Annotated in this window: 22 protein-coding genes; 16 read left to right on the top strand and 6 right to left on the bottom strand. The window is 47.5% G+C overall.

The window, feature by feature from the left end; all coding sequences use genetic code 11:
* Positions 1-57 precede the first annotated feature (57 nt).
* The 9 genes from HZF10_RS12750 to HZF10_RS12710 all read left to right on the top strand — a co-directional run bounded on the left by HZF10_RS12750 (position 58) and on the right by HZF10_RS12710 (position 9,244).
* Positions 58-1,314, top strand: coding sequence for a sigma-54 interaction domain-containing protein (locus HZF10_RS12750; RefSeq protein WP_176006605.1), 1,257 nt, complete (start codon positions 58-60; stop codon positions 1,312-1,314).
* A 39-nt stretch (positions 1,315-1,353) separates the two neighbouring features.
* Positions 1,354-2,226: a hypothetical protein gene (locus HZF10_RS12745; protein ID WP_176006604.1), complete on the top strand. Its 873-nt coding sequence runs from the start codon at positions 1,354-1,356 to the stop codon at positions 2,224-2,226.
* 16 nt (positions 2,227-2,242) lie between these two features.
* Positions 2,243-2,746: an LptE family protein gene (locus HZF10_RS12740; RefSeq protein WP_176006603.1), complete on the top strand. Its 504-nt coding sequence runs from the start codon at positions 2,243-2,245 to the stop codon at positions 2,744-2,746.
* Between the two features lie 49 nt (positions 2,747-2,795).
* Complete coding sequence (locus HZF10_RS12735; protein ID WP_176006602.1) at positions 2,796-3,965, top strand: tetratricopeptide repeat protein; 1,170 nt, start codon at positions 2,796-2,798, stop codon at positions 3,963-3,965.
* Positions 3,965-4,330 (top strand): preprotein translocase subunit SecG, encoded by a 366-nt coding sequence (gene secG, locus HZF10_RS12730; RefSeq protein WP_176006601.1) that lies wholly within the window; start codon positions 3,965-3,967, stop codon positions 4,328-4,330. The genes HZF10_RS12735 and secG overlap by 1 nt, the downstream gene beginning before the upstream one ends.
* A gap of 132 nt (positions 4,331-4,462) precedes the next feature.
* On the top strand, positions 4,463-4,738 hold the full coding sequence (locus HZF10_RS12725) for a co-chaperone GroES (protein ID WP_176006600.1): 276 nt from the start codon (positions 4,463-4,465) through the stop codon (positions 4,736-4,738).
* Positions 4,739-4,769: 31 nt separating this feature from the next.
* Positions 4,770-5,114 carry a four helix bundle protein gene (locus HZF10_RS12720; RefSeq protein WP_176006599.1) on the top strand — a complete coding sequence of 115 codons (345 nt, stop codon included), beginning with the start codon at positions 4,770-4,772 and terminating at the stop codon, positions 5,112-5,114.
* Between the two features lie 55 nt (positions 5,115-5,169).
* Positions 5,170-6,801, top strand: a complete 1,632-nt coding sequence (gene groL / locus HZF10_RS12715; protein WP_176006598.1) for a chaperonin GroEL — start codon at positions 5,170-5,172, stop codon at positions 6,799-6,801.
* A gap of 145 nt (positions 6,802-6,946) precedes the next feature.
* Positions 6,947-9,244: a hypothetical protein gene (locus tag HZF10_RS12710; protein ID WP_176006597.1), complete on the top strand. Its 2,298-nt coding sequence runs from the start codon at positions 6,947-6,949 to the stop codon at positions 9,242-9,244.
* Here the strand turns inward: HZF10_RS12710 and HZF10_RS12705 are convergent, their stop codons facing one another.
* From HZF10_RS12705 to xrtF, 6 genes are all read right to left on the bottom strand, one after another.
* Complete coding sequence (locus HZF10_RS12705) at positions 9,245-9,943, bottom strand: DedA family protein (RefSeq protein ID WP_176006596.1); 699 nt, start codon at positions 9,941-9,943, stop codon at positions 9,245-9,247.
* Between the two features lie 113 nt (positions 9,944-10,056).
* The gene (locus HZF10_RS12700; RefSeq protein ID WP_176006595.1) at positions 10,057-10,401 is read right to left on the bottom strand and encodes a heavy-metal-associated domain-containing protein; all 345 of its coding nucleotides are present in this window, start codon (positions 10,399-10,401) and stop codon (positions 10,057-10,059) included.
* 12 nt (positions 10,402-10,413) lie between these two features.
* A complete protein-coding gene (locus HZF10_RS12695; protein WP_371315660.1) occupies positions 10,414-12,387 on the bottom strand; it encodes a TonB-dependent receptor plug domain-containing protein in 1,974 nt (657 codons plus the stop codon).
* A 95-nt stretch (positions 12,388-12,482) separates the two neighbouring features.
* Entirely contained in the window at positions 12,483-12,866 is a 384-nt protein-coding gene (locus HZF10_RS12690; RefSeq protein WP_176006593.1) for an HYC_CC_PP family protein, read from the bottom strand.
* A gap of 127 nt (positions 12,867-12,993) precedes the next feature.
* Positions 12,994-13,440 (bottom strand): exosortase F system-associated membrane protein, encoded by a 447-nt coding sequence (locus HZF10_RS12685; protein WP_176006592.1) that lies wholly within the window; start codon positions 13,438-13,440, stop codon positions 12,994-12,996.
* Positions 13,421-13,969 carry an exosortase family protein XrtF gene (gene xrtF, locus HZF10_RS12680; protein WP_176006591.1) on the bottom strand — a complete coding sequence of 183 codons (549 nt, stop codon included), beginning with the start codon at positions 13,967-13,969 and terminating at the stop codon, positions 13,421-13,423. The genes HZF10_RS12685 and xrtF overlap by 20 nt, the downstream gene beginning before the upstream one ends.
* Before the next feature lie 69 nt (positions 13,970-14,038).
* Between xrtF and HZF10_RS12675 the strand changes: the two genes are divergently transcribed.
* From HZF10_RS12675 to HZF10_RS12645, 7 genes are all read left to right on the top strand, one after another.
* Positions 14,039-14,497, top strand: a complete 459-nt coding sequence (locus HZF10_RS12675; protein ID WP_176006590.1) for an XrtF-associated fRMsr-like GAF protein — start codon at positions 14,039-14,041, stop codon at positions 14,495-14,497.
* Positions 14,498-14,534: 37 nt separating this feature from the next.
* Positions 14,535-16,949: a T9SS type A sorting domain-containing protein gene (locus HZF10_RS12670; protein WP_176006589.1), complete on the top strand. Its 2,415-nt coding sequence runs from the start codon at positions 14,535-14,537 to the stop codon at positions 16,947-16,949.
* Between the two features lie 136 nt (positions 16,950-17,085).
* Positions 17,086-17,355: a 30S ribosomal protein S15 gene (gene rpsO / locus HZF10_RS12665; RefSeq protein WP_176006588.1), complete on the top strand. Its 270-nt coding sequence runs from the start codon at positions 17,086-17,088 to the stop codon at positions 17,353-17,355.
* Positions 17,356-17,519: 164 nt separating this feature from the next.
* Positions 17,520-19,829: a polyribonucleotide nucleotidyltransferase gene (locus HZF10_RS12660; RefSeq protein WP_176006587.1), complete on the top strand. Its 2,310-nt coding sequence runs from the start codon at positions 17,520-17,522 to the stop codon at positions 19,827-19,829.
* 121 nt (positions 19,830-19,950) lie between these two features.
* The gene (locus HZF10_RS12655; RefSeq protein WP_176006586.1) at positions 19,951-20,670 is read left to right on the top strand and encodes a hypothetical protein; all 720 of its coding nucleotides are present in this window, start codon (positions 19,951-19,953) and stop codon (positions 20,668-20,670) included.
* The gene (locus tag HZF10_RS12650; protein ID WP_176006585.1) at positions 20,670-23,417 is read left to right on the top strand and encodes a TonB-dependent receptor; all 2,748 of its coding nucleotides are present in this window, start codon (positions 20,670-20,672) and stop codon (positions 23,415-23,417) included. The genes HZF10_RS12655 and HZF10_RS12650 overlap by 1 nt, the downstream gene beginning before the upstream one ends.
* A gap of 2 nt (positions 23,418-23,419) precedes the next feature.
* Positions 23,420-24,628, top strand: a complete 1,209-nt coding sequence (locus HZF10_RS12645; protein WP_176006584.1) for a DUF4249 domain-containing protein — start codon at positions 23,420-23,422, stop codon at positions 24,626-24,628.
* Positions 24,629-24,631 lie beyond the last annotated feature (3 nt).

Genomic DNA, 24,631 nt, shown 5'->3' with positions numbered 1-24,631 from the left:
TCGTGTCATTCGCGGCTAAAAAGTCCTTCGTCATTTATCACCAGACACCAGTCTAGCATGGAATCAGTACAAGCCATAAAACAACGCTTCGAAATCATCGGCAACGACCCGAAGCTCAACCGCGCCATCGAAAAAGCGATCCAGGTCGCACCCACGGACATTTCCGTTTTGGTGACGGGCGAAAGCGGCGTAGGTAAAGAAGCCGTCCCGAAAATCATACACGCGCTTTCACACAGAAAGCACGGAAAATACATTGCCGTGAACTGCGGCGCGATTCCCGAAGGCACGATCGATTCGGAGCTTTTCGGACACGAGAAAGGCTCATTTACAGGCGCGACATCTACTCGCGAAGGTTATTTTGAAGTAGCCGACGGAGGAACGATTTTCCTTGACGAAGTCGGCGAATTACCGCTTACGACGCAAGTCCGCTTATTGCGCGTGCTTGAAAACGGCGAATTCATCAAAGTCGGATCGAGCCAGGTGCAAAAAACCAACGTAAGGATCGTGGCCGCGACAAACGTCCATATGGCCGACGCGATCGCCAAAGGCAAATTCCGCGAGGATTTGTATTATCGATTGAGCACGGTCGAAATCCATTTGCCGCCTTTGCGCGAAAGGAACGACGATATCCATTTGCTTTTCAGGAAATTCGCCGCCGATTTCGGTCACAAGTATAAAATGCCGCCGATCAAACTCGACGATTCGGCTGTCGATTTGCTACTTCGTTACCGTTGGGGCGGAAATATCCGTCAGTTGCGCAACATTGCCGAACAGATTTCGGTTTTGGAAACCACGCGCGACATTTCGGCAAGAACGCTGCAATCGTACCTGCCTTCGGACGGAAACGCATTGCCATCGGTAATATCGGACAAGAAAAACGACAGCGATTTCTCTACCGAACGCGAAATCCTGTACAAAGTGTTGTTCGACATGAAAAGCGACCTGAACGATCTCAAGCAGCTCACGCTCGAACTTATGAAGAACGGAGGCGCGAAAGTACAGGAAGACCATTCCAACCTGATCCGCAAAATTTACGGAAACGGCGAGGAAACCGATATCGAGTTCGAACAGCCGCACCGCGTATCGGTAATCCCGGTCCAAAAAACGCCCGTGGTAACGCCTTCTCTCGACGAAGATTACGATTTTGCCGAAACCGTAGAGGAAGAAGAACCGCTAAGGCTTGAACAAAAGGAAATCGAGATGATCAGAAAGGCGCTGCAACGCAACAAAGGCAAACGGAAAGCGGCCGCAAACGAGCTTGGCATTTCGGAAAGGACGTTGTATCGCAAGATCAAACAGTTTGATTTGGAGTAAGTTCGCTATCTTTAGGCGACTAACCAACACCGGCAAACCATGAAAAAAGCTGTCTTCCTTCTGTTTTCGATACTGTTTTTGGCTTCGTGCTCAAGCGACGACGATTCGCCAAGCGGCAACACACCACCCGATCCGAATAAGTTGGCGATGGTGATATTCCAGCCCGGATTGGCAAGCGAAAACCACTGGTTTTTCAATAATGACGGCTTGCTTACCGATGTCAAAAAACCAGACGGCACGCTGCTCAAACACTTTGAATACGACGAAAACGACAATGTGGTTCTGGCTCAATTTTTCGGCATGAACCCGAATTCTTTCACTTTTGTGTACGACGCGAACAACCACATCACATCGGTAAACGGCAAACCGCTCACCTTCGATACGGCTACCGGAAAATACACCGAAGATTACGAAAATCCTGTTGTAGGCGCGGAATACGATTTCTTCGACCGTTACGAATACAATGTCGATGCCAACGGCCGATTGGTTTCGGAATTCGCTTATTACCTTTCATCGGATGGGAATTACGACTCAGACGGCGCTCATTCCAATTTTGATTCGAACGGGAACGCCGTTTCTTTGTGGTCACACGGAGGCGAATCCGGAACGGGTTTTACGTATGACGACCATCCGAATCCGTTAGGGCCGGCCACCGCACACATCACTCGCGCTTTGGCGGTTACCCAATTCGGCGATTATTACGGAAAATTCATGTCGGGCCTGATCGCTTCGTCACACAATGCGGTTTCACAACACTATGCTCCCGAAGACCCCGAATCACACACTTTCACTTATATTTACAACGCCAACGGATTACCGCAATCCTCGAATGTACAATCGTATTACCTCGGGGATCTTGAGTCCGATACGGCCTATGCCCAATATTATTATCAAGGCGAAATTTTACCGTGACGCCTACTCCATTACAATGAAAAAATTCAGAATCCTTTTCTTTTTGCCTTGCCTTTTGCTTTTGAGCGGATGCAGCGTCTACAATTTCACCGGAACCGCGCCTATCGACGCCAAAACCTTCCAGGTGAATTATTTCCAGAATACGTCGGATTTGATAGAACCTGGTATCGACCGGACTTTTACGCTGGCTTTACAGGATTTGATTCAGAACCAGACCAATTTGAGCCTGACCAATTCAGGTGGCGAACTGTTATATGAAGGCGAGATCACCGATTACCGCATCACGCCGATGACCGCGACCGCCGACCAGAAAGCAGCCCAGAACAGGCTTACGATCCGCGTGAATGTGAGGTTTACCAACAAGAAAAAGGAAGAGGATAATTTCGAGAAGTCGTTTTCGTTCTTTTACGATTATCCGGCAGGCTCGCAACTTGTAGGATCAACGCTGAATACGGCGATCGACGAGATCTTTACGCGCATCACCCAAGATATTTTCAACGAATCGCTGGCCAAATGGTAGGTTGCCGAATCGGTAAATTTGTGTAATTTCCGCATCTCAAAACCACACATTGAACATTACGGACTATACATATCTGTTGAATCACCCCGAGTCGATCAACGAGCGCCGCACCGAGGAGCTCGACAAGATCGTCACGGAATTCCCGTATTTTCAAAGTGCGCGTGCGCTTCGACTTAAAGGGCTTTACAACGAGGACAGCTTCCGATACAATTACGCGCTCAAAGTCACCGCGGCGTTCACGGGCGACCGCAGCGTGCTTTTCGACTTTATCACGTCGGACAATTTCACATCGGTAGACAAAGAATTGTTCGCGCAAAAACAGCAGGAATTGCATGCGATCGATGTGGCCGACAGCCATCATGAAGTCGTCGAATTGACGATGGACGAGAGTTTCCGCGCAAGCCTCGACACCGAATTCGTTCCGGCCGAGGAATTCGAGCAAGATCACAACCACATCGCACATTCTCCCGAAATTGTCGAAACGCCCGAAGTCGAAAACCACGAAGAAGAGCAACTTGATGAAATTGCCGAAACTTCTGAAACTTCCGAAACACTTTCCGAACCCGAATACGATTCTGCGACGCGCTCCATTCTCGATTCCATAAAAGAAGCCGAGCAATATGCCAAAAGTTTAGTGGTTGCAGATGTTGAGGAAGTGATTGCCGAAACGCATGTCGAAAACGAAACCGAAGAGGTAGCCGAAATTCCGTCGGAAACAGAAGTCGCACCAACCGAAAACGCCATAACCGAAACCGAAGAAAACCTCGAAATCGGCAAACCGCTCGAATTCTCGAAACAGGAAACCCATTCCTTCCACGAATGGCTGCAGCTTTCGAAATTCGAACCGATCGTACGCGATGAAGTCGTACCCGAAACACCCGAAATTGCGGAAACCGAAGTTGAAGACGACGCCAACGAAACCGATTCGGAGCGTCAAAAAAAAAATGAGCTGATCGATAAATTCATCGAAAGCAATCCGAAAATCCCGAAAATCACGCCCGAAACGAAATCGCCGTCGTTCATTTTCGAGCCGTCACAAGCCGACAACTCGTACCTTATGACCGAAACGCTGGCGCGGGTTTATCTCGAACAAAAGAAGTATGACAAGGCGATTCAGGCTTACGAAATTTTAATTTTGAAATATCCGGAAAAAAATAGTTTCTTTGCAGACCGAATTTTAGATATCAGGAATTTACAACAAAATAACAAGTTACAATAATGAGTACGTTTTCTATTTTTTTAGTGTTGATCACCATCGTTTGCTTTTTGCTCATCATCGTGGTGATGGTGCAAAACCCTAAAGGCGGCGGTTTGTCTTCGTCTATCGGCGGTGCGCAAATGTTGGGCGGCGTTCAGAAGACGAACGACTTCCTGGACAAAAGTACCTGGACTTTGGCCGGTATCCTTATCGTCTTGATTATCCTGTCCGGCTTGAGCTTCACCGGATCTTTGAACGACAACCAATCCAAAATCCTTAACAACACAGAGGCTGCAGCTCCTAAAGCAACGACTCCTGCCGCTTCTACGCCAGCAGCGACTACTCCGGCTCCAGCCGAAAGTGCTCCGGCCCAACCTGCCAAATAATAGATTTCACTATATTTGAAATGCCAGCCTGTCAACGCTGGCATTTTTTTTAGGAAAAAATGACAGTCTGGAACCGATGGCATATTTTTCGACTAAGGCGAACTAAATTTTAATAATCTAAAACAATATAACATGGCTTTGAACATCCAACCACTTCACGACCGAGTGCTTATCGAGCCCGTTGCAGCCGAAACCCAGACCGCATCGGGTATTTACATTCCCGACACCGCGAAAGAAAAACCGCAGAAAGGAACTGTCGTAGCCGTTGGCAAAGGCACAAAAGACCACGAAATGACAGTAAAAGCTGGCGACACCGTTTTGTATCACAAACATGCCGGAACCGAATTGAAATTCGAAGGCAAAGATTATCTGATCATGAGCGAGGCGGAGATTTTCGCAATTATTTAAAGCTATAGGCTTTAAGCAATAAGCTTTAGGCATGAGAGACTTTAGGAAATATGAGATTTGGCAAATGAGCCATTCTTTCACCCTTAAAATTTATGCGGTGACAAAGAATTTCCCAAAGGAAGAAATATTCAACCTAACGAGTCAATTGCGAAGAGCTGCTGTTTCGATTCCAACTAATATTAGCGAAGGTTGTGGAAGGAATTCCGACCGAGAATTCAACCATTTCCTGAATATTGCCTTGGGTTCGACCAGCGAAACAAAATACCTTTTGATTTTGGCTCATGAACTGAATTATTTGTCATCGGAATCATTTTCTGAAATGAATAAAGAAGTCAACAACATCAAAAGCAAAATTTTTAAACTGAAGGAAAATTAACACAAGAGTAAGCTTATAGCATAATGCCTAAAGCCTACAGCAAATACAAACAGAAATGGCAAAAGATATAAAATTCGACATTGAGGCACGCGACGGTTTAAAACGCGGTGTCGACGCATTGGCAAATGCAGTAAAAGTGACATTAGGTCCAAAAGGAAGAAACGTAATCATCGGTAAATCTTTTGGCGCGCCAACCGTGACCAAAGACGGTGTTTCGGTGGCAAAAGAAATCGAATTGAAAGACACGCTCGAAAACATGGGCGCGCAAATGGTAAAGGAAGTCGCTTCCAAAACCAACGATTTGGCCGGTGACGGAACGACAACCGCAACCGTATTGGCACAAGCCATCGTAAAAGAAGGCCTTAAGAACGTGGCCGCGGGCGCAAACCCTATGGACTTGAAGCGCGGAATCGACAAAGCCGTCCAAGCGATCGTAGAAGACCTTTCAAAACAGTCGAGCGAAGTAGGCAGCAACACCGACAAAATCCAACAAGTCGCTTCGATTTCGGCAAACAATGACGACAAAATCGGTGAATTGATCGCCACTGCTTTCGGAAAAGTAGGCAAAGAAGGCGTCATCACCGTCGAAGAGGCAAAAGGAACGGACACTTACGTAGATGTGGTTGAAGGTATGCAGTTCGACCGCGGTTACCTATCGGCTTACTTCGTGACCAACACAGAGAAAATGGAAGCCGAGCTTGAAAACCCGTACATACTTTTGTATGACAAGAAAGTTTCGGTGTTGAAAGAATTGCTTCCGGTGCTCGAACCGGTCGCCCAATCGGGAAAGCCGCTTTTGATCATAGCAGAAGACGTAGACGGAGAAGCTTTGTCTACCTTGGTCGTGAACAAATTGCGAGGTGCTTTGAAAATCGCAGCCGTTAAAGCACCTGGTTTCGGTGACCGACGCAAGGCTTTGCTTGAAGACATCGCGATCCTTACTGGCGGAACCGTAATTTCTGAAGAAAGAGGTTACACACTCGAAAACGCTACTTTGGACATGCTAGGAAACGCAAAACGCGTATCCATCGACAAAGACAACACGACTATCGTGAGCGGCGCCGGCGACCCTGAATTGATCAAGAATCGCGTGGCGCAGATCAAGGCGCAGATGGAAGTCACCACTTCCGATTACGACCGCGAAAAACTTCAGGAACGTTTGGCCAAATTGGCCGGAGGCGTTGCCGTACTTTATGTTGGCGCCGCATCCGAAGTGGAAATGAAAGAGAAAAAAGACCGTGTAGACGATGCGCTCCACGCAACCCGTGCCGCCGTCGAAGAAGGAATCGTTGCCGGAGGCGGTGTTGCCTTGTTGCGCGCCAAATCGGCTTTGAAAGATTTGAAATCGGAGAATGCCGACGAGGCGACCGGAATCCAAATCGTTTCACGCGCCATCGAAGCGCCTTTGAGAACCATCGTCGAAAATGCAGGACTCGAAGGTTCAGTCGTAGTAGCCAAGGTATCAGAAGGTAAAAACGACTTCGGATACAATGCCAAAACGGACGAATACGTAGACATGCTCAAAGCGGGTATCATTGATCCTAAAAAAGTGACACGTATCGCGCTTGAAAATGCGGCATCGGTTGCGGGAATGATCCTGACTACAGAATGTGCGCTAGTCGACATCAAAGAGGAAAACTCCGGTGGCGGAATGCCTATGGGAGGCGGAATGCCCGGTATGATGTAATCTGAATTTTAAGATTTTTTACAGAAAAGCCATCCTTTGTAGGGTGGCTTTTTTCTTATATTCGTCCACAAACCAAACAATGATGAACAAACTTTTATATGCTACACTATTAGCGATTTGCTCTTTTTCGTATGCTCAACAATCAATGAGTCCCGATCTCAACAAAGAGTCTATCGCGATTTCGGAGTATTTCAAATCGGATCGTGAGGGCATTCACCTTCACGTCAATAAAGCGGCATATCTTTCGGGAGAACAGATCTGGTTTAAGGGTTATGTAATCAAGAAACAATCGGCACTGCCCTATCCTGAAACCATGAACGTTTATGTGACGCTCATCGATTCTAAAGGCCAAAAAGTGAACAGTGCGCTTTTGTATTGCGAAAATTCGCTTTTCAACGGATTTCTGAAAGTGCCCGAAAATCTCGAAAGCGGCGTGTATTATCTACAGACGTACACGTACTTCATGAACAACTTTGCAGAGGACGAATCAAGCGTTTATCCGATTACCGTCCTTAAAAAAGATTCCAACGATTTTTTCGACCCGAACGCTATAGACTTCGACTCGCTTTCGATTACTTTTTTTCCTGAAAGCGGTGTGTTCCTTGCCGGAAATGCCAACACTATGGCCATGCGTATTGCCGACTGTAGCGGAAACGGTGTGCCGGGAATAGAAGGTGCGGTTTTCGACTCCAAAGCAACCCAAATAGCAGTCGTTAGTACAGATGCCAGCGGATATGCCCGATTCGATATAAACGACACCAACATGGGACCGTATAGACTCAAGGCGACCATCAATAACAAGGAATACGAACAGACGTTGCCTACACCGTCTGTTACGGGTATCAATTTCTCTATAAACAATTATGTTTTTGCCGATAAAGCCACACTGACGCTAAAGACGAACAAGGCTACGCTTGAAAAAATCAAGGGTCGAAAATACGACATCGTCATCCAGCAATTCGGCTCCAGTACTACGGCCACCTTTTCGTTCGATGACAACCAAACAAAGCAAAACCTTTCGATCCCGTCAATCAATTTTTCGGACGGCCTCAACACGGTTTACCTCGTCGACCCTGGTGCAGGCGTAGTAGCCGAACGTATGGTGTACAAAGCCCATAGATCGTCATCTGCGAAAACGGAGCTGAGCATTTTACAAAAGCGGGGAGATTCTATAGTGGTAGGAGCTACTTCCAGCATGAAACTTGCCAGTCTTAGTGTATCGGTAGTACCTACTGAATCAGTCATGGCCAAGAATGACATGTTTGGCAAGCTAGAACTCGCAGGCCTAAAGAACAATGAGAAAATTAATGGGCGCTACTATTTTGAGGGATTCAATCGAAAAAAACACTTTGAACTGGACAACATGTTAATGGCACAAACGCCCAAATATGCATGGAAAAACATCATTTTGGATGCTCCTGTTTCCAAATATCCGTTCGACAAAGGACTCACCCTTAAAGGGACGGTCAACAACAAAAACATAAATCGCGCTACCTCGAAAGTAAACCTCAATGCAATGGCTTATGGCCTTAACGAATTCTCTAGCATAGACGACAAAAATGAATTCGTATTCGACCAATTGATGATCCAGGATTCGTCTAACGTATTCATATCGCTTTTCGAAAAAAAGGACCAACGTACCGATATCAAGCTGGCTGCGCAACTCAGCGGAAACAATCGCCCGTTCATCAAATCTTTCGAACCCGTGGCTAAAACTTGCATACTTAAGCCTATTGAATGGAAATATGGGTTTCCTGAAATCCGGGATGCCATTAAACTGGATTCGGTATTGGTAAAAGGCGCCAATAAACCTAAAATGAATAAGGAGCGGGCACGTTATTATTCAAATTCGGTCGGAAAGGGATATAAAATCAACGACCAGGATGTGAATATGTATCCAACAGTTGTTGAATTCATCCAGAATCATGGCTATAATGTCACCCAAAACGCGGGTCGGGTAATTATCACGCGCACTTATTCCACCTCTTTTAATGCGCCGAACAGCCCACAGGTCTATATAGACGACATGATCATGGACGATCACAGTTTATTGACCACGTACCGCATGGACATGGTCGATGAAATTTACATCAACAAACACGGATACGGCAGCGGACTGGCAGGTGCAAATGGATCCATCAGGATTTACTTAAAAAAGGGTGCTTACAACAGCAGAGTTAAAGTATTGTCCAAAAGCATATTGATTAAAGATGCTTTCCAACTGCAAAAAGAGTACAAGAACCCCGATTACGCAGATACCAAAAGCGACGCGTTCCACAGTCTTGGCGCGTTGCATTGGATTCCCGAACAACCTACAGATGCTCAAGGCAAGTTCCGTTTCGCATTTCCGAACCTGCGCCAAGATACCGTAAAGATCGTAATTGAAGGAATCGCCTCAGACGGGACACTGATTTCAGAAGAACAGATCCTAAAGATAAATTGATTATTCAGGATTCCCGGGAACCTCGGGAGTCTTGACTTTTTTCCCGAATTTGAGAATGACGGGCACGATCGTGATCAACACCAAAGAAATCACGATGATCTCGATGTGCTCTTTCAAGTCGATGCTGAAACGCTCCAAAAGGAACCCGTAAAGGTAATGGCCCGCGAAAATAAGGCTGAACGACCAAAGGAACGAACTCAAGACGTTGTAGAACATGAAGCGTTTTTTGTCCATAAGCACGATTCCGGCCACGATAGGCGCGAACGTCCTGAAAATAGGAAGGAAACGCGCGAAGATGATGGCGCGTCCGCCGTGTTTTTCAAAAAATTCTTTTGATTGGATCAGGTATTTCTTCTTGAAAAGGAAAGAATCTTTGCGATTATATAAGTAGTATCCGCTTTTGGCACCGAACCAATAGCCGACCATATTCCCCAAGATTCCGGCCAAACCGACAAGTGTCGACAGCAACGCCACATTGAGGAACGAATTGTCTATAAAAACGATGTTCTCTATGAGTTCGCGGTTATAGATCCCGGCAAGGAACAACAAACTGTCTCCGGGAAGAAAAAACCCTGCAAACAGGCCGGTTTCGGCAAAAACGATGAACAATACGATGAACAGTCCAACTTTGACGCCATTGATATCGAAGTGGATGTAAAACAATGGATCAATCAGGTCTTTCCAATTAAAATCGCTCATTCGGTCTGTTTGTAGGGTTTGAAAAATAGTCCGTGAAATTACGCATTAATTACGGCAACGGCAATTTCACATCCCAATTTAAAGTTTTATTAACGGATTTCGGATCGCACTGATTACGGCTTGCGCCCGTACTTGCAACAGCTGTGCAATTTGTCGTAATCTTCATCCGAAGCCTTTGCTTTTTCGGAATCATGACCCGCTTTGGCGACCGCTTTTTCAACTTCCTCAAGCGATGTTTTCTCTTCGTTGATGATCAAGGCCAACTGATGCGAATCCACATCCCAAACCGCCGATTTCACGCCCGCAACAGAAAAAGCGGCTTTCTCGATGCGCTTCTTGCATTGTTCGCAGTTTCCGTTGACCTCGACGCTGTATTTCGCGTTCTTGCTTTTCTTTTGCTGTGCATTGGCACCGATTCCGATCAAGGCGACCAATAGGATAAAAATGATTTTTTTCATGATGTAATGTAATTATTTGATTTTAAAACGAAGTCCGGCGTAATACATCTGTCCGAAAATGGGCGCGTACACGATCGACGCATCGAAATTCGGACCAAACGGATCGTCGGCTCCCAAAATGGGCTTGTCCTGTTTGTAATTGGCGATGTTCTCACCTCCGACGTACACCTCGAAAACCGAAGAGAACGTACGCGTAATCTGGGCGTTGACCACAGAAAACGCAGGCGAATGGCCGGGCAATCGATATTCGGCCGGATTTCCCGAAGTGTCCGGCAAGCGCTGGCTTCCGGTCCAGTTCCAGGTCGCGTCAAACTTCCATCGCTGTCCTTTTTGCTTGATGTGGGTCGCGAATTCGACATTGGTGAAAAAACGGTGTTTGGCCTGAAGCGGACGCTCGAAATTCCCTTCGGCATAATCGGTTTCGATATCGTAAAATTTGTACGCCGTGCGGATATTCAAGTGCTTGACGGGTTCATAATTGAAATCGACCTGCAAGCTGTTGGCCACCGATTTTCCGTCGAGGTTGTAAAAATTGACCTGAGTCGGGCCGGCAAACCAATCGACCACGACCTGATTTTCGAAATCGGTGCGGTACAAATCGAATCCCGCATCGGCAGGTTTTCCGAACAAATCGAATCGCTGGTTGAAACTGATGCCGTAATTCCAAGCGATCTCGGGATCAAGCCCATAAATGTTTCCCGTAGAATTCAGTATCGCAAAATTCCTTGCACTCGCGAACAACTGCTGGTTTTCGGCAAAAATATTGGCCGCGCGTTTGCCTCTTCCGGCCGAAGCGCGGATCACTCCTTTTTCCCAAGGATTGTAGCGCAAGTGCAGACGAGGCGTGACGAATGTTCCCAAACGGTTATGGTTGTCGACACGGACGCCAGCAATCAGGCTGAAATTGTCGGTATTGTCATACGTATACTCGAAAAACGCACCCACTGAATTGTCGATGCGGTCGAAATCGCGATCGATTCCCGGAACTTGCACGAATTCGTCATATCGGTCATAAGAAAAATTCAGACCCGTCGCGAACTTGTGCATCGTATTGTCGATGATCGAATTCAGGATCAGGTTCGAATAAAAACTGTCCTGGGCGATGTCGTATCGATTGAATCCGAAATACGAATCCTGCTCGTGTCGGCTGAACGCGTTCTGGAAACCGATGCTCTGGAACGGCATATCGGGAAATACATATCCGATTTTGGTCGCCACGTCGTATCGCCTCGTATTGATTTCCGAACCCCAATGGTTCGTCGTGAATTTGTCGAGATCGGGGTTGAAATCGACTTGACCCGTTTGCTTCTCATCGTTCATAAAACGAAAATTGATGAAACTCACCCAGCCTTTCTCGGCATTCGAATACTGCCAGCGGTTCATGATGTTGATTTGGCTGCCAAGCGGATTATCGAGGAAACCGTCGTCGTTCATGTCGTTTTTAGACAAACGCGAATTCCCGTGGATAAACAGGCTACTCGCCCATTTGTCGGACAATTTCCGATTGATGTGCGTGTTGATCTCGAAGCGCGAATCGGTAGAACCGTACACGTTGAGGAAAAACGGGATGTCGTTCATCGGCTTGAGCAACTCGGTGTTGATCTGTCCCGAAATCGACTCAAAACCGTTGACGACCGAACCCGCACCCTTCGTGATTTGGATACTTTCGACCCAAGTTCCGGGCGTGAAGGACAATCCGTAAGCTTGGGACGCGCCGCGCACCGACGGGATGTTTTCTTCGGTGATCATCAAATACGGGCTTGTCAGACCAAGCATCTTGATTTGTTTCGCACCCGTAAGCGCATCCGAAAAATTGACATCGATGGACGGATTGGTCTCGAAACTCTCGGCGAGGTTGCAGCATGCGGCCTTAAGCAGTTCCTTGCTCGTCATCACGGTCGTATTGGCCGTGACCGAAAGTGATTTTTTGAGGCTTCTCGAGCTCGATTGCACACTGATGTTCTGCAAAGTGTCCTGTGCAGACATAGAAAACGCGGCAAACAGCACGAAAGCCGTTAAGTATAAGCGCATAAAATTGATTTTGTGTTAGAAATTGGATGAATCCGGAATCGAACAAAAAATCAGGCGTAGAAAATATATTGGCTGTACAATTTGAAAAGCGGAGGCGCGTTGGCGTCGCAATAATACGAAGCGGCAGGCTTTTCGATGAAGTTTGAAGAAATCTGGAACGGGATCGAAACGATTTCCGAAGGCACGAAAGGCGCTTCGAACGAGAAAGAGAACGTTTTTACGATCGTCTCGTGTTCCTTGTCGGATTTGACGATTTTGGTCTTGCAGCAGCCCATCGGTTTCGAGTCGGCTTTTCCGCAGCAACCTTTTTCCGAAGAAAGGAAAATCGGCTTGACCGACGCGATCTCGTCACCGCAATAATGCACGCTGAACGCCAATCCGGTATTGGAAGCCAATACGAGGAAAGCGAGAAGGAAGCCTATGCATTTTTTCATTTCCTTTGGGATGTTAGGGATTCCGACGAAGGAGGAATCTCGGCAAATCGTACTGGCTGAGATTCCTCCTTCGTCGGAATCCGCAACAAATGTATAAAAAGCAACGCTTCGACTTCTTAACGAAACCCTATTTTTTAGAAATGCGCCTCTGATAATAGAACGCCGGGACGAACAAAAGCAGGAACAACGGCTGAATCAAAAACCGCCTTGTGTAAAAAAGCAGGAACGCATTTTTGCTTTCGAAATGCAACAGCGCGAAAAAAGCCGCAATCAGCAACACGAAGAAAAAGACGTACAATCCGATCGTGAAATACAGCAGGCTACGGTCTTTGAAAAGCACGTAAATGATCGCGACCGACAGGAACGTATTGATCCAATAGCGCGAACCCAATCCTAAAAAAAGCGAAAAGCCGTCGTATTTCGGGAAAGGTCCGCCCAGGTAATCATTCTTGAAATACGACAGGAAAGGATCGTAAAACAGCTTGTCCTCGAAGGCGCGTACGGCAAACAGCATGAGCACGAGAACCGTCACGGTAAGACCGCGGTTGATCCTATTATTCTTTCTTTCTTCCATGCTGAGAGAATTTATTGACCCAGACCACCCAAAGTAAAAACACGACGCCGTAAATGATCGCCGGGAAAATCACGCCGTGTAAAATGTGTTCGTATTTCGGATAGTGCAAAAGCGCGATGCTCAAAAGCCCGATACGCACGATGTTAAGGATATGGATCAAGACCGTGCCGCCCAAAATAAAACACAGCGTCTTTTTCCATTCGCCTTTAAAAGCGACCACGAAAGCCGCGAAAAGTATGATCACGCTAAGTGCGTTGCAACCTTCGACCACTCTCGCAACATAAGTGCCGTCTAAGATGAACATGATCGACGGCTGGAGAAGATGCGGTTTGACTTCGGTGTGATATCCGAGCGCGTCGGTAAACCATTTCGTTTGGTCGGCTACAAGTTTGGTGAAATCGTCAACCTCGAACGCAGCCGCGTTGAAACTGTTGAGATAGGTTTGGTAAATCAGCGTCAAGCCCGCATATACCGCGAAAAACTTCAACAGGAAAATAAAAAACGGCTTGTACTGCTTAAGGGTTTCCAATTATTTTTTTAACAAATTTATATAATCTTATGGTTGGCGATGGCGTAATTTTGCATAAAAATCCGAACCATGACTTTTGAAGAACTCAGACAGAAAGTAATCGACATACTCAAGCACAGTAACGTACTTAAAGACGACAAATTGTTGCAGATTTGCCATTTGCTGCGCGACAACATCGATTATTACGATTGGGTCGGATTCTATTTCCGCAACGGCGACAAAGAAGAACTGATTCTAGGACCTTATGCCGGAGAACCTACCGACCATACCGTAATCCCTTTCGGAAAAGGCATTTGCGGACAGGTCGCCGTATCGAACAAAAACTTCGTCGTGCCCGACGTGATGGCGCAAGACAACTACATCGCGTGCTCGATGACCGTAAAATCTGAAATCGTGGTGCCTTTGTTCGTCAACGACGAGAACATCGGCCAGATCGACATCGATTCTGAAGTACTCGATGCGTTTACCGATTTGGACGAGCGTTTCCTTGAAGATGTTAATTCTTTGATCGCGAAGTTTTTATTCTGATCAAACTAGTACTTTTGCGCTCCAATTTGAAAAGGAGATGCAAAAGATTTTTACTTTTTTACTGTCGATAGGCTGTTTGGCGCTTGCATCGGCACAACTCGAACCGGTGACGAGCTTTACCACTGGCGGAGGTGATTATGTGAACCCGCCGATTTCACCCCAAAGCCAATATTCGCATTCGCAGACTATTTACCACAAGGACCGTCTCGATTTCATCGGCACGATCAACACGATCAGCTATTTCACCATTTTCAGCGGATCGTCCCTACAGAATTCAGGTCAATGGATCGTTCGCATCGGTTACACCGACAAAGACGAATTTACCGATGGCGAGCCGTTTATTCCCGATTCCGAGACGACGGAAGTCTTTAACGTCGGGACGATGACGTATTCGGGAACCGAGCTCAAACTCACGCTAGCGCAACCGTTCTACTACAACCGCGAGCACAACCTCGTGATCGACGTGCGCGAAATCCAACCTGGATCCACCTCTAGCGCGCTTACGGGTTTCTTGGGGAGCGAATTTTTATTCGAGCCTCCAAAGGTGACGGCGATGAACTTTTCCGGTGGAAATGCAGGGCCTGGCATCTGGGAAAATTCCCTTGCAAGGATCAAATTTGGAGGCGACCTCCAAAAATGCCCGACCATTTACGCCGGCAACGTAAACAATGTCGAAACCACTACGGCTACGGCCTATTGGCCAAACCCGAACAACGTCGTCGCTTTCGAATATTCGGCCGCACCCGAAGGCCAGCCGATTCCGACAACGTACGTGACAACTATGGCGACCACCGTACAACTTACCGAGCTCCTTCCGGGGACGCATTACAAGTTCTACAGACGTTCGCAATGCGATTTCGGAGGCGATTTTTCGTCCTATCCGTTCGCGACCAAACCATTGCCGTTGACCGTACCTACGCATATCACCTTTGAAGGCCAATCGGATTATAATTATCGCATGGACCATGAATGGCTCGGATTCATCAAGCTTTCCAACATGGCCGGCAACAACTCCCAAACGGGGGTGCGTTTGGCAGGTTATGCCTTCACTGACCCGAATCCGTGGCAGGAATTCGGATCCGACGACTGGTGGCAGTACAACGACGATTACCTAAGCTCGTTGCTCTTCCAAGTCGATCTCACAGCTTTCATCGGAAATCCGGTTTTCAAGTTCGACTTGCGTCAGAATAGCGGATCGTTGGTGCGCGTGCTCGTAAACGGCGTGGCACAGCCTTTCGTTTTCGCGCCTGAAGCGGAATCGGGCAATCCGTTCCACACCGTTGCGATAGACCTAAGCGATTATGTGGGCTTGCTCTTCGATGTAGAAATCCAGCATATCGGTCATACCGCGTCCACTTCGGACGGTTTTGAGACACCCGACGACGCTGCTTTCATCGACAATATCAAACTTGAACAAAGCTGTGATGTTCCGTCGGGTTTCACCATACTGGCCACGCAAAGCAGCCTGTCTTTGGAATGGGATTCGGAAGCTGCGGAATTTGAGGTTGCCATCGTGCCTCACGACGGAAACGCTCCTTTCTCGGGAATGGTCATCAGCACCAAAAACCATCAATTCGACAACTTGCCGCAATCGACCGCTTACGATATTTTTGTACGCTCGAATTGCGACGGCAACCGTTCGGGATGGATCAAGGTACACGCAACAACGCTTCCCGAGCCGATTACGGCTCCGTACTATCAGAACCAGAACGTGATTTCCAGCGCGAAGGCCGCGCCCCAATTCAACAAAAGTTCGGATATATTTTACAACACGGTGCCTTCCTCACTTTCGTTGTTCACCAAGCAAACGGGACTTCCTTGGATAGGTGGCGACGCGCCTACAGAGGAACAAGCCTGGAATGCGAACCGCGCCTACGTGTCGGCGATGAAGTACCGCATCGATGCGACCCAACTCGCTACGGTCGCGTTCAAAGCCGACATCAAGCAACAATATTATTACCAATCGCCGCTTACGAACTGGTTCCGCGTTCTGGTAAACGGCCAACAATTCGGGCCAAGCCGACACGCGAACGTGAGTACGAACGACCCGTTCTCGATCCTGACCCTCGACCTGACCCCGTATGCGGGCCAAATCATCGACGTGACTTTGGAATCCTGCTCGAAATACACCACATATGTAAACGGAGGTCATATGAACCTCACGCGTTTGCGGTCTATACAAGTTCAGGGTACTCCTTTGCTAGATGTTGCCGACGAACAGAAAAAAACATTTTCGGTATTTCCGAACCCGACGCAGGGATTGGTGAGCATTTTAGCTTCGAAAGAATTGTCGCATGTCGAAGTGCTTGATATTTCGGGTAAGAAAATAAGGGATTTCGAGGTATCGGGCATGATGGCCGATCTCGATATATCGGGGTTGCAAAGCGGGACTTATCTCGTAAAGGTAACGGCCAACGGCACATCCGAAACCGTTAAAGTCATCAAACAGTAAGCTAAAACGCGGCTGCCGACCTGTGAAGCGATTTTTTTTTTAGTCGAGTACGCAATTTTTCAATTATAAAAATGTACTTTTGCACCCGTATCCGAAAAACGGCTACATACATAAAAATCATTTAAATAATATTGGCATGTATTTGACTAAAGAAGTTAAGGAGCAGATTTTCGCTAAGCACGGCGGATCGGCTACCAACACAGGATCTGCAGAAGGGCAGATCGCGTTGTTTACGCACCGTATCAATCACTTGACAGAGCACTTGAAGAAGAATCGTCACGATTTCAACACCGAGCGCTCCCTTGTAAAGCTGGTAGGTAAAAGAAGAAGTTTGCTTGATTATCTCAAGAATACCGAAATCAACCGCTACCGCGAAATCATCAAAGAATTGAATATTCGTAAATAATCGGAAAGAGGTGCTCGCGCGCCTCTTTTTGTTTTATAAAATCCGCTCGTCGGATAAATTAGATTGACAGAAAAAGTTTTGGTTTTTCATTGGGTTTTAAACAACTACAGCAACAACAACACAACTACAACGAAGACCCATTGTTTAATCAAGAAATTGGATTTATGATTCCACAAGTAACAAAAGAAGTTATCGATCTGGGAGATGGAAGAAGCATCTCGATCGAAACTGGGAAACTAGCCAAGCAAGCCGACGGATCGGTTGTCGTTCGAATGGGCGACGCTATGCTGCTTGGAACGGTAGTTTCCGCAAGAAAAGCAAGTCCGGGTGTAGACTTTTTGCCCCTGACTGTAGATTACCGCGAAAAATTCGCAGCCGCAGGTCGCTTTCCTGGCGGGTTTTTCAAACGTGAGGCGCGTCCTTCCGACAAGGAGGTCCTGACTATGCGTCTCGTGGACCGCGTTTTGCGTCCGCTTTTCCCCGATGATTACCATGCCGAAACGCAGGTGATGATCCAACTCATGTCGCACGACGACGAGGTGATGCCCGATGCTTTGGCAGGTCTTGCCGCATCTGCTGCTTTGTCTGTATCCGACATTCCTTTCGAGACGTTGATTTCGGAAGTACGCGTTGGCCGCATCAACGGAGAATTCGTCATCAACCCAAGCCCAACTCAATTGGCGGAGTCTGACATCGACATGATGATCGGAGCTTCTGAAGATTCGGTTGCGATGGTAGAAGGCGAAATGAAAGAAATCTCTGAAGCCGAAATGGTAGCCGCGATCAAATTCGCACACGAAGCCATCAAGGTCCAGATCGCTGCACAAAAACGTCTTCAGGCGGCTTTCGGAAAGAAAGAAATCCGTACGTACGAAGAAGAAAACAACAACGACGAAGTGCGCGAGAAAGTAGAGAAATTCGCTTACGACAAGTGTTATGCAATTGCCAAAGAAGGCACTGCAAAACACGAGCGTTCAGAGAAATTCGCTCTCGTAAAAGAAGAATTGAAAGCAGAATTCACCGAAGAAGAACAACTCGAGTTCGGCGAATTGATCGGAAAATACTTCTATAAGACACAAAAAGAAGCGGTCCGCAACGTGATCCTTGATTTGGGATTGCGCCTTGACGGACGTAAGACGACCGAAATCCGCCCGATCTGGTGTGAAGTCGATTATCTTCCGTCGGTTCACGGTTCGGCTTTGTTCACACGTGGTGAAACCCAGGCATTGGCAACGGTGACTTTGGGAACTTCGCGTGAAGCGAACATCATCGACGCACCGAGCGAGCAAGGTGAAGAAAGATTCTACCTTCACTATAACTTCCCACCGTTCTCGACAGGTGAAGCCAAGCCGTTGCGCGGAACTTCACGTCGCGAGGTCGGTCACGGGAACCTGGCGCAGCGCGCGTTGAAAAACATGATCCCGGAAGAAAACCCGTACACGATCCGTGTGGTTTCTGAAGTACTTGAATCGAACGGTTCGTCTTCTATGGCGACGGTTTGTGCCGGAACTTTGGCGATCATGGACGCGGGTGTTCAAATGACGAAACCGGTTTCCGGAATCGCGATGGGATTGATTTCTGACGACAAAACAGGCCGTTGGGCTGTACTTTCGGACATCCTTGGAGACGAAGATCACCTCGGTGACATGGACTTCAAAGTAACCGGAACGGCCGACGGTATCACCGCTTGCCAGATGGACATCAAGATCGAAGGATTGCGTTACGACATCATGGAACAAGCTTTGAACCAAGCGCGCGACGGACGTTTGCACATTCTTGGAAAACTCCTTGAAGTACAAGCTGCGCCACGCGAAAACGTGAAGCCGAAAGCACCGAAAATCATCATGACGACCATTCCGGGCGCTTTCATCGGGGCACTTATCGGACCTGGAGGAAAAGTCATCCAGGAACTTCAGAAGGCATCCAAAACGACTATCGTCATCAACGAAGTCAACGAAGAAGGTGTTGTCGAAATTTTGGGTACAGACCAGGACGGAATCGATATGGTACTTCGCAAGATCGACTCGCTTACGTTCAAGCCGGTTGTCGGTGAAGTCTACAAAGTGAAGGTCATCAAGATCATGGACTTTGGTGCAGTTGTGGAATACCTCGACGCTCCAGGAAACGAGATCTTGCTTCACGTATCGGAACTCGCATGGGAAAGAACAGAGAACGTCACCGACCTTGTAAACATGGGTGACGAGTTCGAAGTGAAATACATGGGAATCGATCCTAAGACGAAAAAAGAGCGCGTGTCGAAGAAAGCTTTGACGCCACGTCCGCCAAGAGACGAGAACGCTCCACGTCCGGAGAGACGCGACGGCGACCGTCCGAGAGGCGACCGCAACGACCGTGGCCCACGTCACGGTGGCGACAGACACAGAGGCGACCGCAACGATCGTCCGCGTAATCCCGAAGCATCGGGACGCGAACCACGCGAACCTCGTCAGGACCAACCTACATCAGAAGAATAAAACATCTTCATCCATAGTAAAATCCCGGTAATCAATGGTTATCGGGATTTTTTTATTTCTTAAAAAGTCAGAATGATAAAATTTTTCCTACATTAGGCTCCGAATTGCTATATCCCTAAACATGATTCTTTTCAGATCGAGGCATCGGCTACTGGCCTGTGTTACCTTATTTTGGCACGCCCACTCGTTTTCGCAGAACACAGAAATCCTCAACGTTTATGACCAATCAGTCGGGGTTGAGAACCTAAACCTTAACAACGGTCGCGCTTATGACAATCCGTATCGCGTAAGGAACGGCAACCATCAATTTCTGGCAACAAATGATTATACAGAAGGCATTGTATTTTATGATGGCCAGCAATACGCAGAAGTATCGTTGCGATACGATATCTATCACGACATTTTGATGTTTCGCCCGAGAAACATAAGCAACAACATCGGTACGATTCTCGAGAAAGACCGCGTGGATTCGTTCACGATCAATTCAAAAAACTTTGTCAACCTCAACGCCATTGCTTCGAAACCCGATTTCGTATCCGGTTATTACGAGAAGTGTTTCGAAGCTAAAAGCGCCACGCTGCTGGCCAAACATCACAAATTCCGCAAGGAAAAGCACGGTGAAGGCGTAACGTATGAGGAATTTTCCGACGACCCGAATTTCATACTTTCAAAAGGCGGCAGCTTCTTCAAAGTGAATTCCAAAAGCGAAATCACCGCGATTTTCCCCGAACAGAAAGACCGAATCCGCGATTTCTACCAAAAAGAACGCGACCTCGAGAAAAAAGACAAAATCAAATTCATGACCAACCTGTTGCGTTACATCGACAATTATTCCAATTAATGAAAACCGTGAAAAACCTACTTTTCGTTTTGTTGTTCGCGGTTTCGGCAACGGTTTCGGCCCAACAAAAAATAAGCGTTTCGTTTACCGATGTCCCTGTTGAACAGGCCATCCAAAAAATCGAATCGGCTTCTGCCTACAAATTTTATTTCGACAAAACCTGGTTTAAGCAAGCCGGAAACGTGTCGGCCAACTTTACCGCCACCGATGTCAATACGGTGCTCGAATCTATTTTCTCTCAGACCAACCTCAACTATTTTATAGACGGCGACCGCATCATCCTGACGCAGAACAGCGTGATTTACGATCAGTTGCCGAACGATTATTTTTCGGATAACCCAAAAGCCAAACCGGTTGCCGAAACCGCGAAACCCGTGTTTTTCAACGAACGCGGATCGGATGCCGACGACGATACCGTAGCCCTTGTCGGAAAGGAAAAAAGCGAGAACGACAAAACGTCGATCATTACGGGTTATGTGCGCGATGCCGCAAGCGGACAAGGCGTTCCGGGCGTATTGCTTTCGGTGAAAGGCACGACCATCGATGCCGTGACAGATGACAGTGGTTTCTATGCGCTCAAAGTGCCGTCTGGTGCGCAGACGATTGAAATCAAATCGCTCAATCACGTTCAGGCTTCCAAAAAAATCGTGGCCTACGGCAACGGTAAGCTCGACTTCCGCGTAACCGAGAATCCGAACATGCTCAAGGAAGTCATCGTACATATGAACGACAAAGCCACATTTAAAACGGCGGTGACGGGCGTGACCAATATCGATGTGGAAAACATCAAAACCATCCCGCTCGTGCTTGGCGAACGCGACATTTTCAGGGTTGCCACGACGCTTCCGGGCATAAAAACCGCGGGCGAAGGTTCGGCCGGATTCAACGTAAGAGGCGGAAAAGAAGATCAAAACCTGATTTTGCTCGACGAAGCCGTGTTGTACAATCCGTCGCACTTTCTTGGCTTTTTCTCGGCAGTTAATCCGTTTACGACGGGAAGCGCGATGATTTACAAAGGAAGTATTCCGGCAGAATTCGGAGGAAGGCTCTCATCGGTATTCGACATCACGACCAAAAAAGCCGAAACGACAAAATTCTCGGGCGAAGGCAACATCGGGCCGGTCACGAGCAATCTCGCGCTCAACATCCCGATTGTAAAAGGCAAAAGCGGACTCGTAATTGGCGGACGCGCGACGTATTCGGGTTGGATTTTGCGCTCGCTCAAAAACAGCGATCTTCAAAACAGCCGCGCCTCTTTTTACGACGGCATCGTGAAATACACGCATCAGTTGAGCGAAAAAGACGATTTGGAACTTATGGGTTATTACAGCCACGACGATTTCAGCATCACATCGGATTCGCTTTACAAATACGACAACCGTCTCGCCTCGCTCAAATGGAACCACCGTTTCAACAACAAGCACCGCGGCAGCCTTATCGTGACAAACAGCGAATACAAATTCCACATCGAATACGACGCTTCGAACCCGAATTCGTTCGACTTCGGCTATAAGATAGACGAAACCCAACTCGCGTTCAAATTGCGCTACCAGTTGAGCGAAAAACACAAGTTGAGTTACGGACTGAACAGCAAATTGTACCAAATCCGTCCGGGTTATCTGGATCCTTTGGGGTCAGAATCGCTAATGGTGCCGATCGATATCCAAAAGGAAAAAGGACTCGAATCGGGTGCTTTCGTGAGCGACGATTTCGAACCGAACGACAAATGGCTCATCAGCGTCGGGCTTCGCTATTCGTATTACATGGCTTTGGGCTCGTCTGTACAGCGGACTTACCAGGCCGGACTTCCGAAAAACGAAGGTACGGTCACGGGCGAACGCACTTTCGGCAACAACGAGGTCATCAAGACTTTCGGCGGATTGGAGCCGCGACTTTCGGCCCGTTACCTCATTTCGGACGGATTTTCGGTCAAAGCCGGATTCGACCAAACTTATCAGTACATCCATTTGTTGTCGAGCAATACGACACAATCGCCAACGGCTACGTGGAAATTGTCTGATTTGAACGTGGATCCGCAGCTTTCAAGACAATTCTCTCTCGGTTTTTATAAAAACTTAGCCGACGACGTTTACGAATTGAGCCTCGAAGGCTATTACAAACGCTCCGAAAACATCCTCGATTACAAAGTGGGCGCGCAACTGTTGCTCAACGAACACGTAGAAACCGAATTGCTGCAAGGCGAAGGCAAAAGTTACGGTTTCGAATTGTTGCTCAAGAAAAATACGGGAAGGCTCAATGGTTGGATCGGATATACGTATTCGCGCAGCTTCATCAAACTCGACAGCAGATTCGACGACGAACGCGTCAACAACGGTGATTATTTCCCATCGAATTTCGACAAACCACACGACTTCAGTGCCGTTTTGAATTACAAACTCACCAAGCGTTACAGTTTTTCTGCCAATATGGCCTACCAAACCGGAAGACCCGTCACCTACCCGATTGGCACGTATATGTACAACGGTATTGAATTCACGATGTACAGCGATCGCAACCAATTCCGCATTCCCGATTATTTCCGCGTCGACATCGGCGTGAACATCGAAGGAAACCACAAGATCAAGAAACTCGCGCACAGTTTCTGGAACTTCTCCATTTACAACGTACTCGGAAGAAACAATCCGTATTCGGTATTTTTCGTGACCGAAAGCGGACAGATCAAAGCTTACAAGACGTCGATTTTTTCGATTCCTGTTCCCACTTTGACTTATAATTTCAAATTTTAGCCATGAAAAGGACGTATAGAATATCGCTTTTTTGCTGTCTGGCTGCACTTTTGCTTTTGGGTTGTACAGATCCTTACGCACTCCAGACACGCAATTTCGAAAATGCCCTGGTCATAGAAGCTACGATTACCAACGAAGTGAAACAGCATGCGATCAAGCTCTCGCGTACTTATCGCTTTGAGGAAGACGGGCCGACGTTCGAAATCGGCGCCAATGTATACCTTCAGGACGATTTAGGCGCGACTGTAAACTTTACCGAACAGGACACGATGTATGTAGCCGAAAATGCGTTCGCACCCGATCCGCAGCGCAGTTATACGTTGCACATCACGACTTCGGATGGCAAGTCGTATTCTTCGACTCCCGAAAAGCAGACGACGGTCACACCAATCGAAAGTCTAAATCCGATAGTTGCAAATTTGGGAGGTGGACAAGGCGTCAAGATTTGTGTCAATTCATTCGATCCTACGGGGACTTCGAAATACTATCGATACGAATACGAAGAGGCCGGGCGTTTCCAAACACCTATGTGGAGCGATAACGAAATCGTGATCGGACCCGACGACAGCGATACCGACGCTTTTCCCGAAATCTATTTGTGGCCAAGGACAGAAGAAGCGCACACTTGTTATCGCAAAGGGCGTTCGAAAAGTATCGTCGTGACTTCTACGAATCAACTCAGCGAGGACCGAGTCGTGAACTTTCCGATACGTACCCTTGCAGACACAAGCTACATCCTTAACGACCGATACGGAATCAAGGTGCGTCAATATGTACAAAATCTGGCGTCTTATACGTTCTACAAGACGCTGAGCGAGCTTTCATCGAACGGAAGCATTCTGTCGCAGAACCAACCGGGCTTTTTTTACGGAAATATCCGCAACGATAACGATCCGAGCGAAAAAGTAATCGGATATTTCGAGGTTTCGTCTGTGTCCGAAATGACATTGCTGTTCGATTACAACGACATTTTCCCGAACAACCTTCCCATTCCGTGGCCTTACGAATGTACCGAACGCGATTTGAATCAGGACGATTGGTCGTCTCCAAGACCTTTGGGTGACGCACATGTGATCATCAATCTGACTTCGGCCGGATCTATGTTTTTCCACACTTGGAACGCTCAGGGATGGTACACGCTGGCCAGCAGTCAATGCGTAGATTGTCGCGTTACCGGATCGAACGTACCACCCGATTTCTGGCAAGACTAATAC

Origin of the sequence: Flavobacterium agri (assembly GCF_013401995.1) — a bacterium.
In the GTDB taxonomy this organism is placed as follows: domain Bacteria; phylum Bacteroidota; class Bacteroidia; order Flavobacteriales; family Flavobacteriaceae; genus Flavobacterium; species Flavobacterium agri.
This window is presented reverse-complemented; position numbering and strand designations above follow the sequence as displayed.

Coding starts and splice junctions, on each gene's coding strand:
- HZF10_RS12750 (WP_176006605.1), top strand. CDS start 58: ATGGAATCAGTACAAGCCATAAAACAACGCTTCGAAATCATCGGCAAC.
- HZF10_RS12745 (WP_176006604.1), top strand. CDS start 1,354: ATGAAAAAAGCTGTCTTCCTTCTGTTTTCGATACTGTTTTTGGCTTCG.
- HZF10_RS12740 (WP_176006603.1), top strand. CDS start 2,243: ATGAAAAAATTCAGAATCCTTTTCTTTTTGCCTTGCCTTTTGCTTTTG.
- secG (WP_176006601.1), top strand. CDS start 3,965: ATGAGTACGTTTTCTATTTTTTTAGTGTTGATCACCATCGTTTGCTTT.
- HZF10_RS12725 (WP_176006600.1), top strand. CDS start 4,463: ATGGCTTTGAACATCCAACCACTTCACGACCGAGTGCTTATCGAGCCC.
- HZF10_RS12720 (WP_176006599.1), top strand. CDS start 4,770: ATGAGAGACTTTAGGAAATATGAGATTTGGCAAATGAGCCATTCTTTC.
- groL (WP_176006598.1), top strand. CDS start 5,170: ATGGCAAAAGATATAAAATTCGACATTGAGGCACGCGACGGTTTAAAA.
- HZF10_RS12710 (WP_176006597.1), top strand. CDS start 6,947: ATGAGTCCCGATCTCAACAAAGAGTCTATCGCGATTTCGGAGTATTTC.
- HZF10_RS12705 (WP_176006596.1), bottom strand. CDS start 9,943: ATGAGCGATTTTAATTGGAAAGACCTGATTGATCCATTGTTTTACATC.
- HZF10_RS12700 (WP_176006595.1), bottom strand. CDS start 10,401: ATGAAAAAAATCATTTTTATCCTATTGGTCGCCTTGATCGGAATCGGT.
- HZF10_RS12695 (WP_371315660.1), bottom strand. CDS start 12,387: ATGTCTGCACAGGACACTTTGCAGAACATCAGTGTGCAATCGAGCTCG.
- HZF10_RS12690 (WP_176006593.1), bottom strand. CDS start 12,866: ATGAAAAAATGCATAGGCTTCCTTCTCGCTTTCCTCGTATTGGCTTCC.
- HZF10_RS12685 (WP_176006592.1), bottom strand. CDS start 13,440: ATGGAAGAAAGAAAGAATAATAGGATCAACCGCGGTCTTACCGTGACG.
- HZF10_RS12675 (WP_176006590.1), top strand. CDS start 14,039: ATGACTTTTGAAGAACTCAGACAGAAAGTAATCGACATACTCAAGCAC.
- HZF10_RS12670 (WP_176006589.1), top strand. CDS start 14,535: ATGCAAAAGATTTTTACTTTTTTACTGTCGATAGGCTGTTTGGCGCTT.
- rpsO (WP_176006588.1), top strand. CDS start 17,086: ATGTATTTGACTAAAGAAGTTAAGGAGCAGATTTTCGCTAAGCACGGC.
- HZF10_RS12660 (WP_176006587.1), top strand. CDS start 17,520: ATGATTCCACAAGTAACAAAAGAAGTTATCGATCTGGGAGATGGAAGA.
- HZF10_RS12655 (WP_176006586.1), top strand. CDS start 19,951: ATGATTCTTTTCAGATCGAGGCATCGGCTACTGGCCTGTGTTACCTTA.
- HZF10_RS12650 (WP_176006585.1), top strand. CDS start 20,670: ATGAAAACCGTGAAAAACCTACTTTTCGTTTTGTTGTTCGCGGTTTCG.
- HZF10_RS12645 (WP_176006584.1), top strand. CDS start 23,420: ATGAAAAGGACGTATAGAATATCGCTTTTTTGCTGTCTGGCTGCACTT.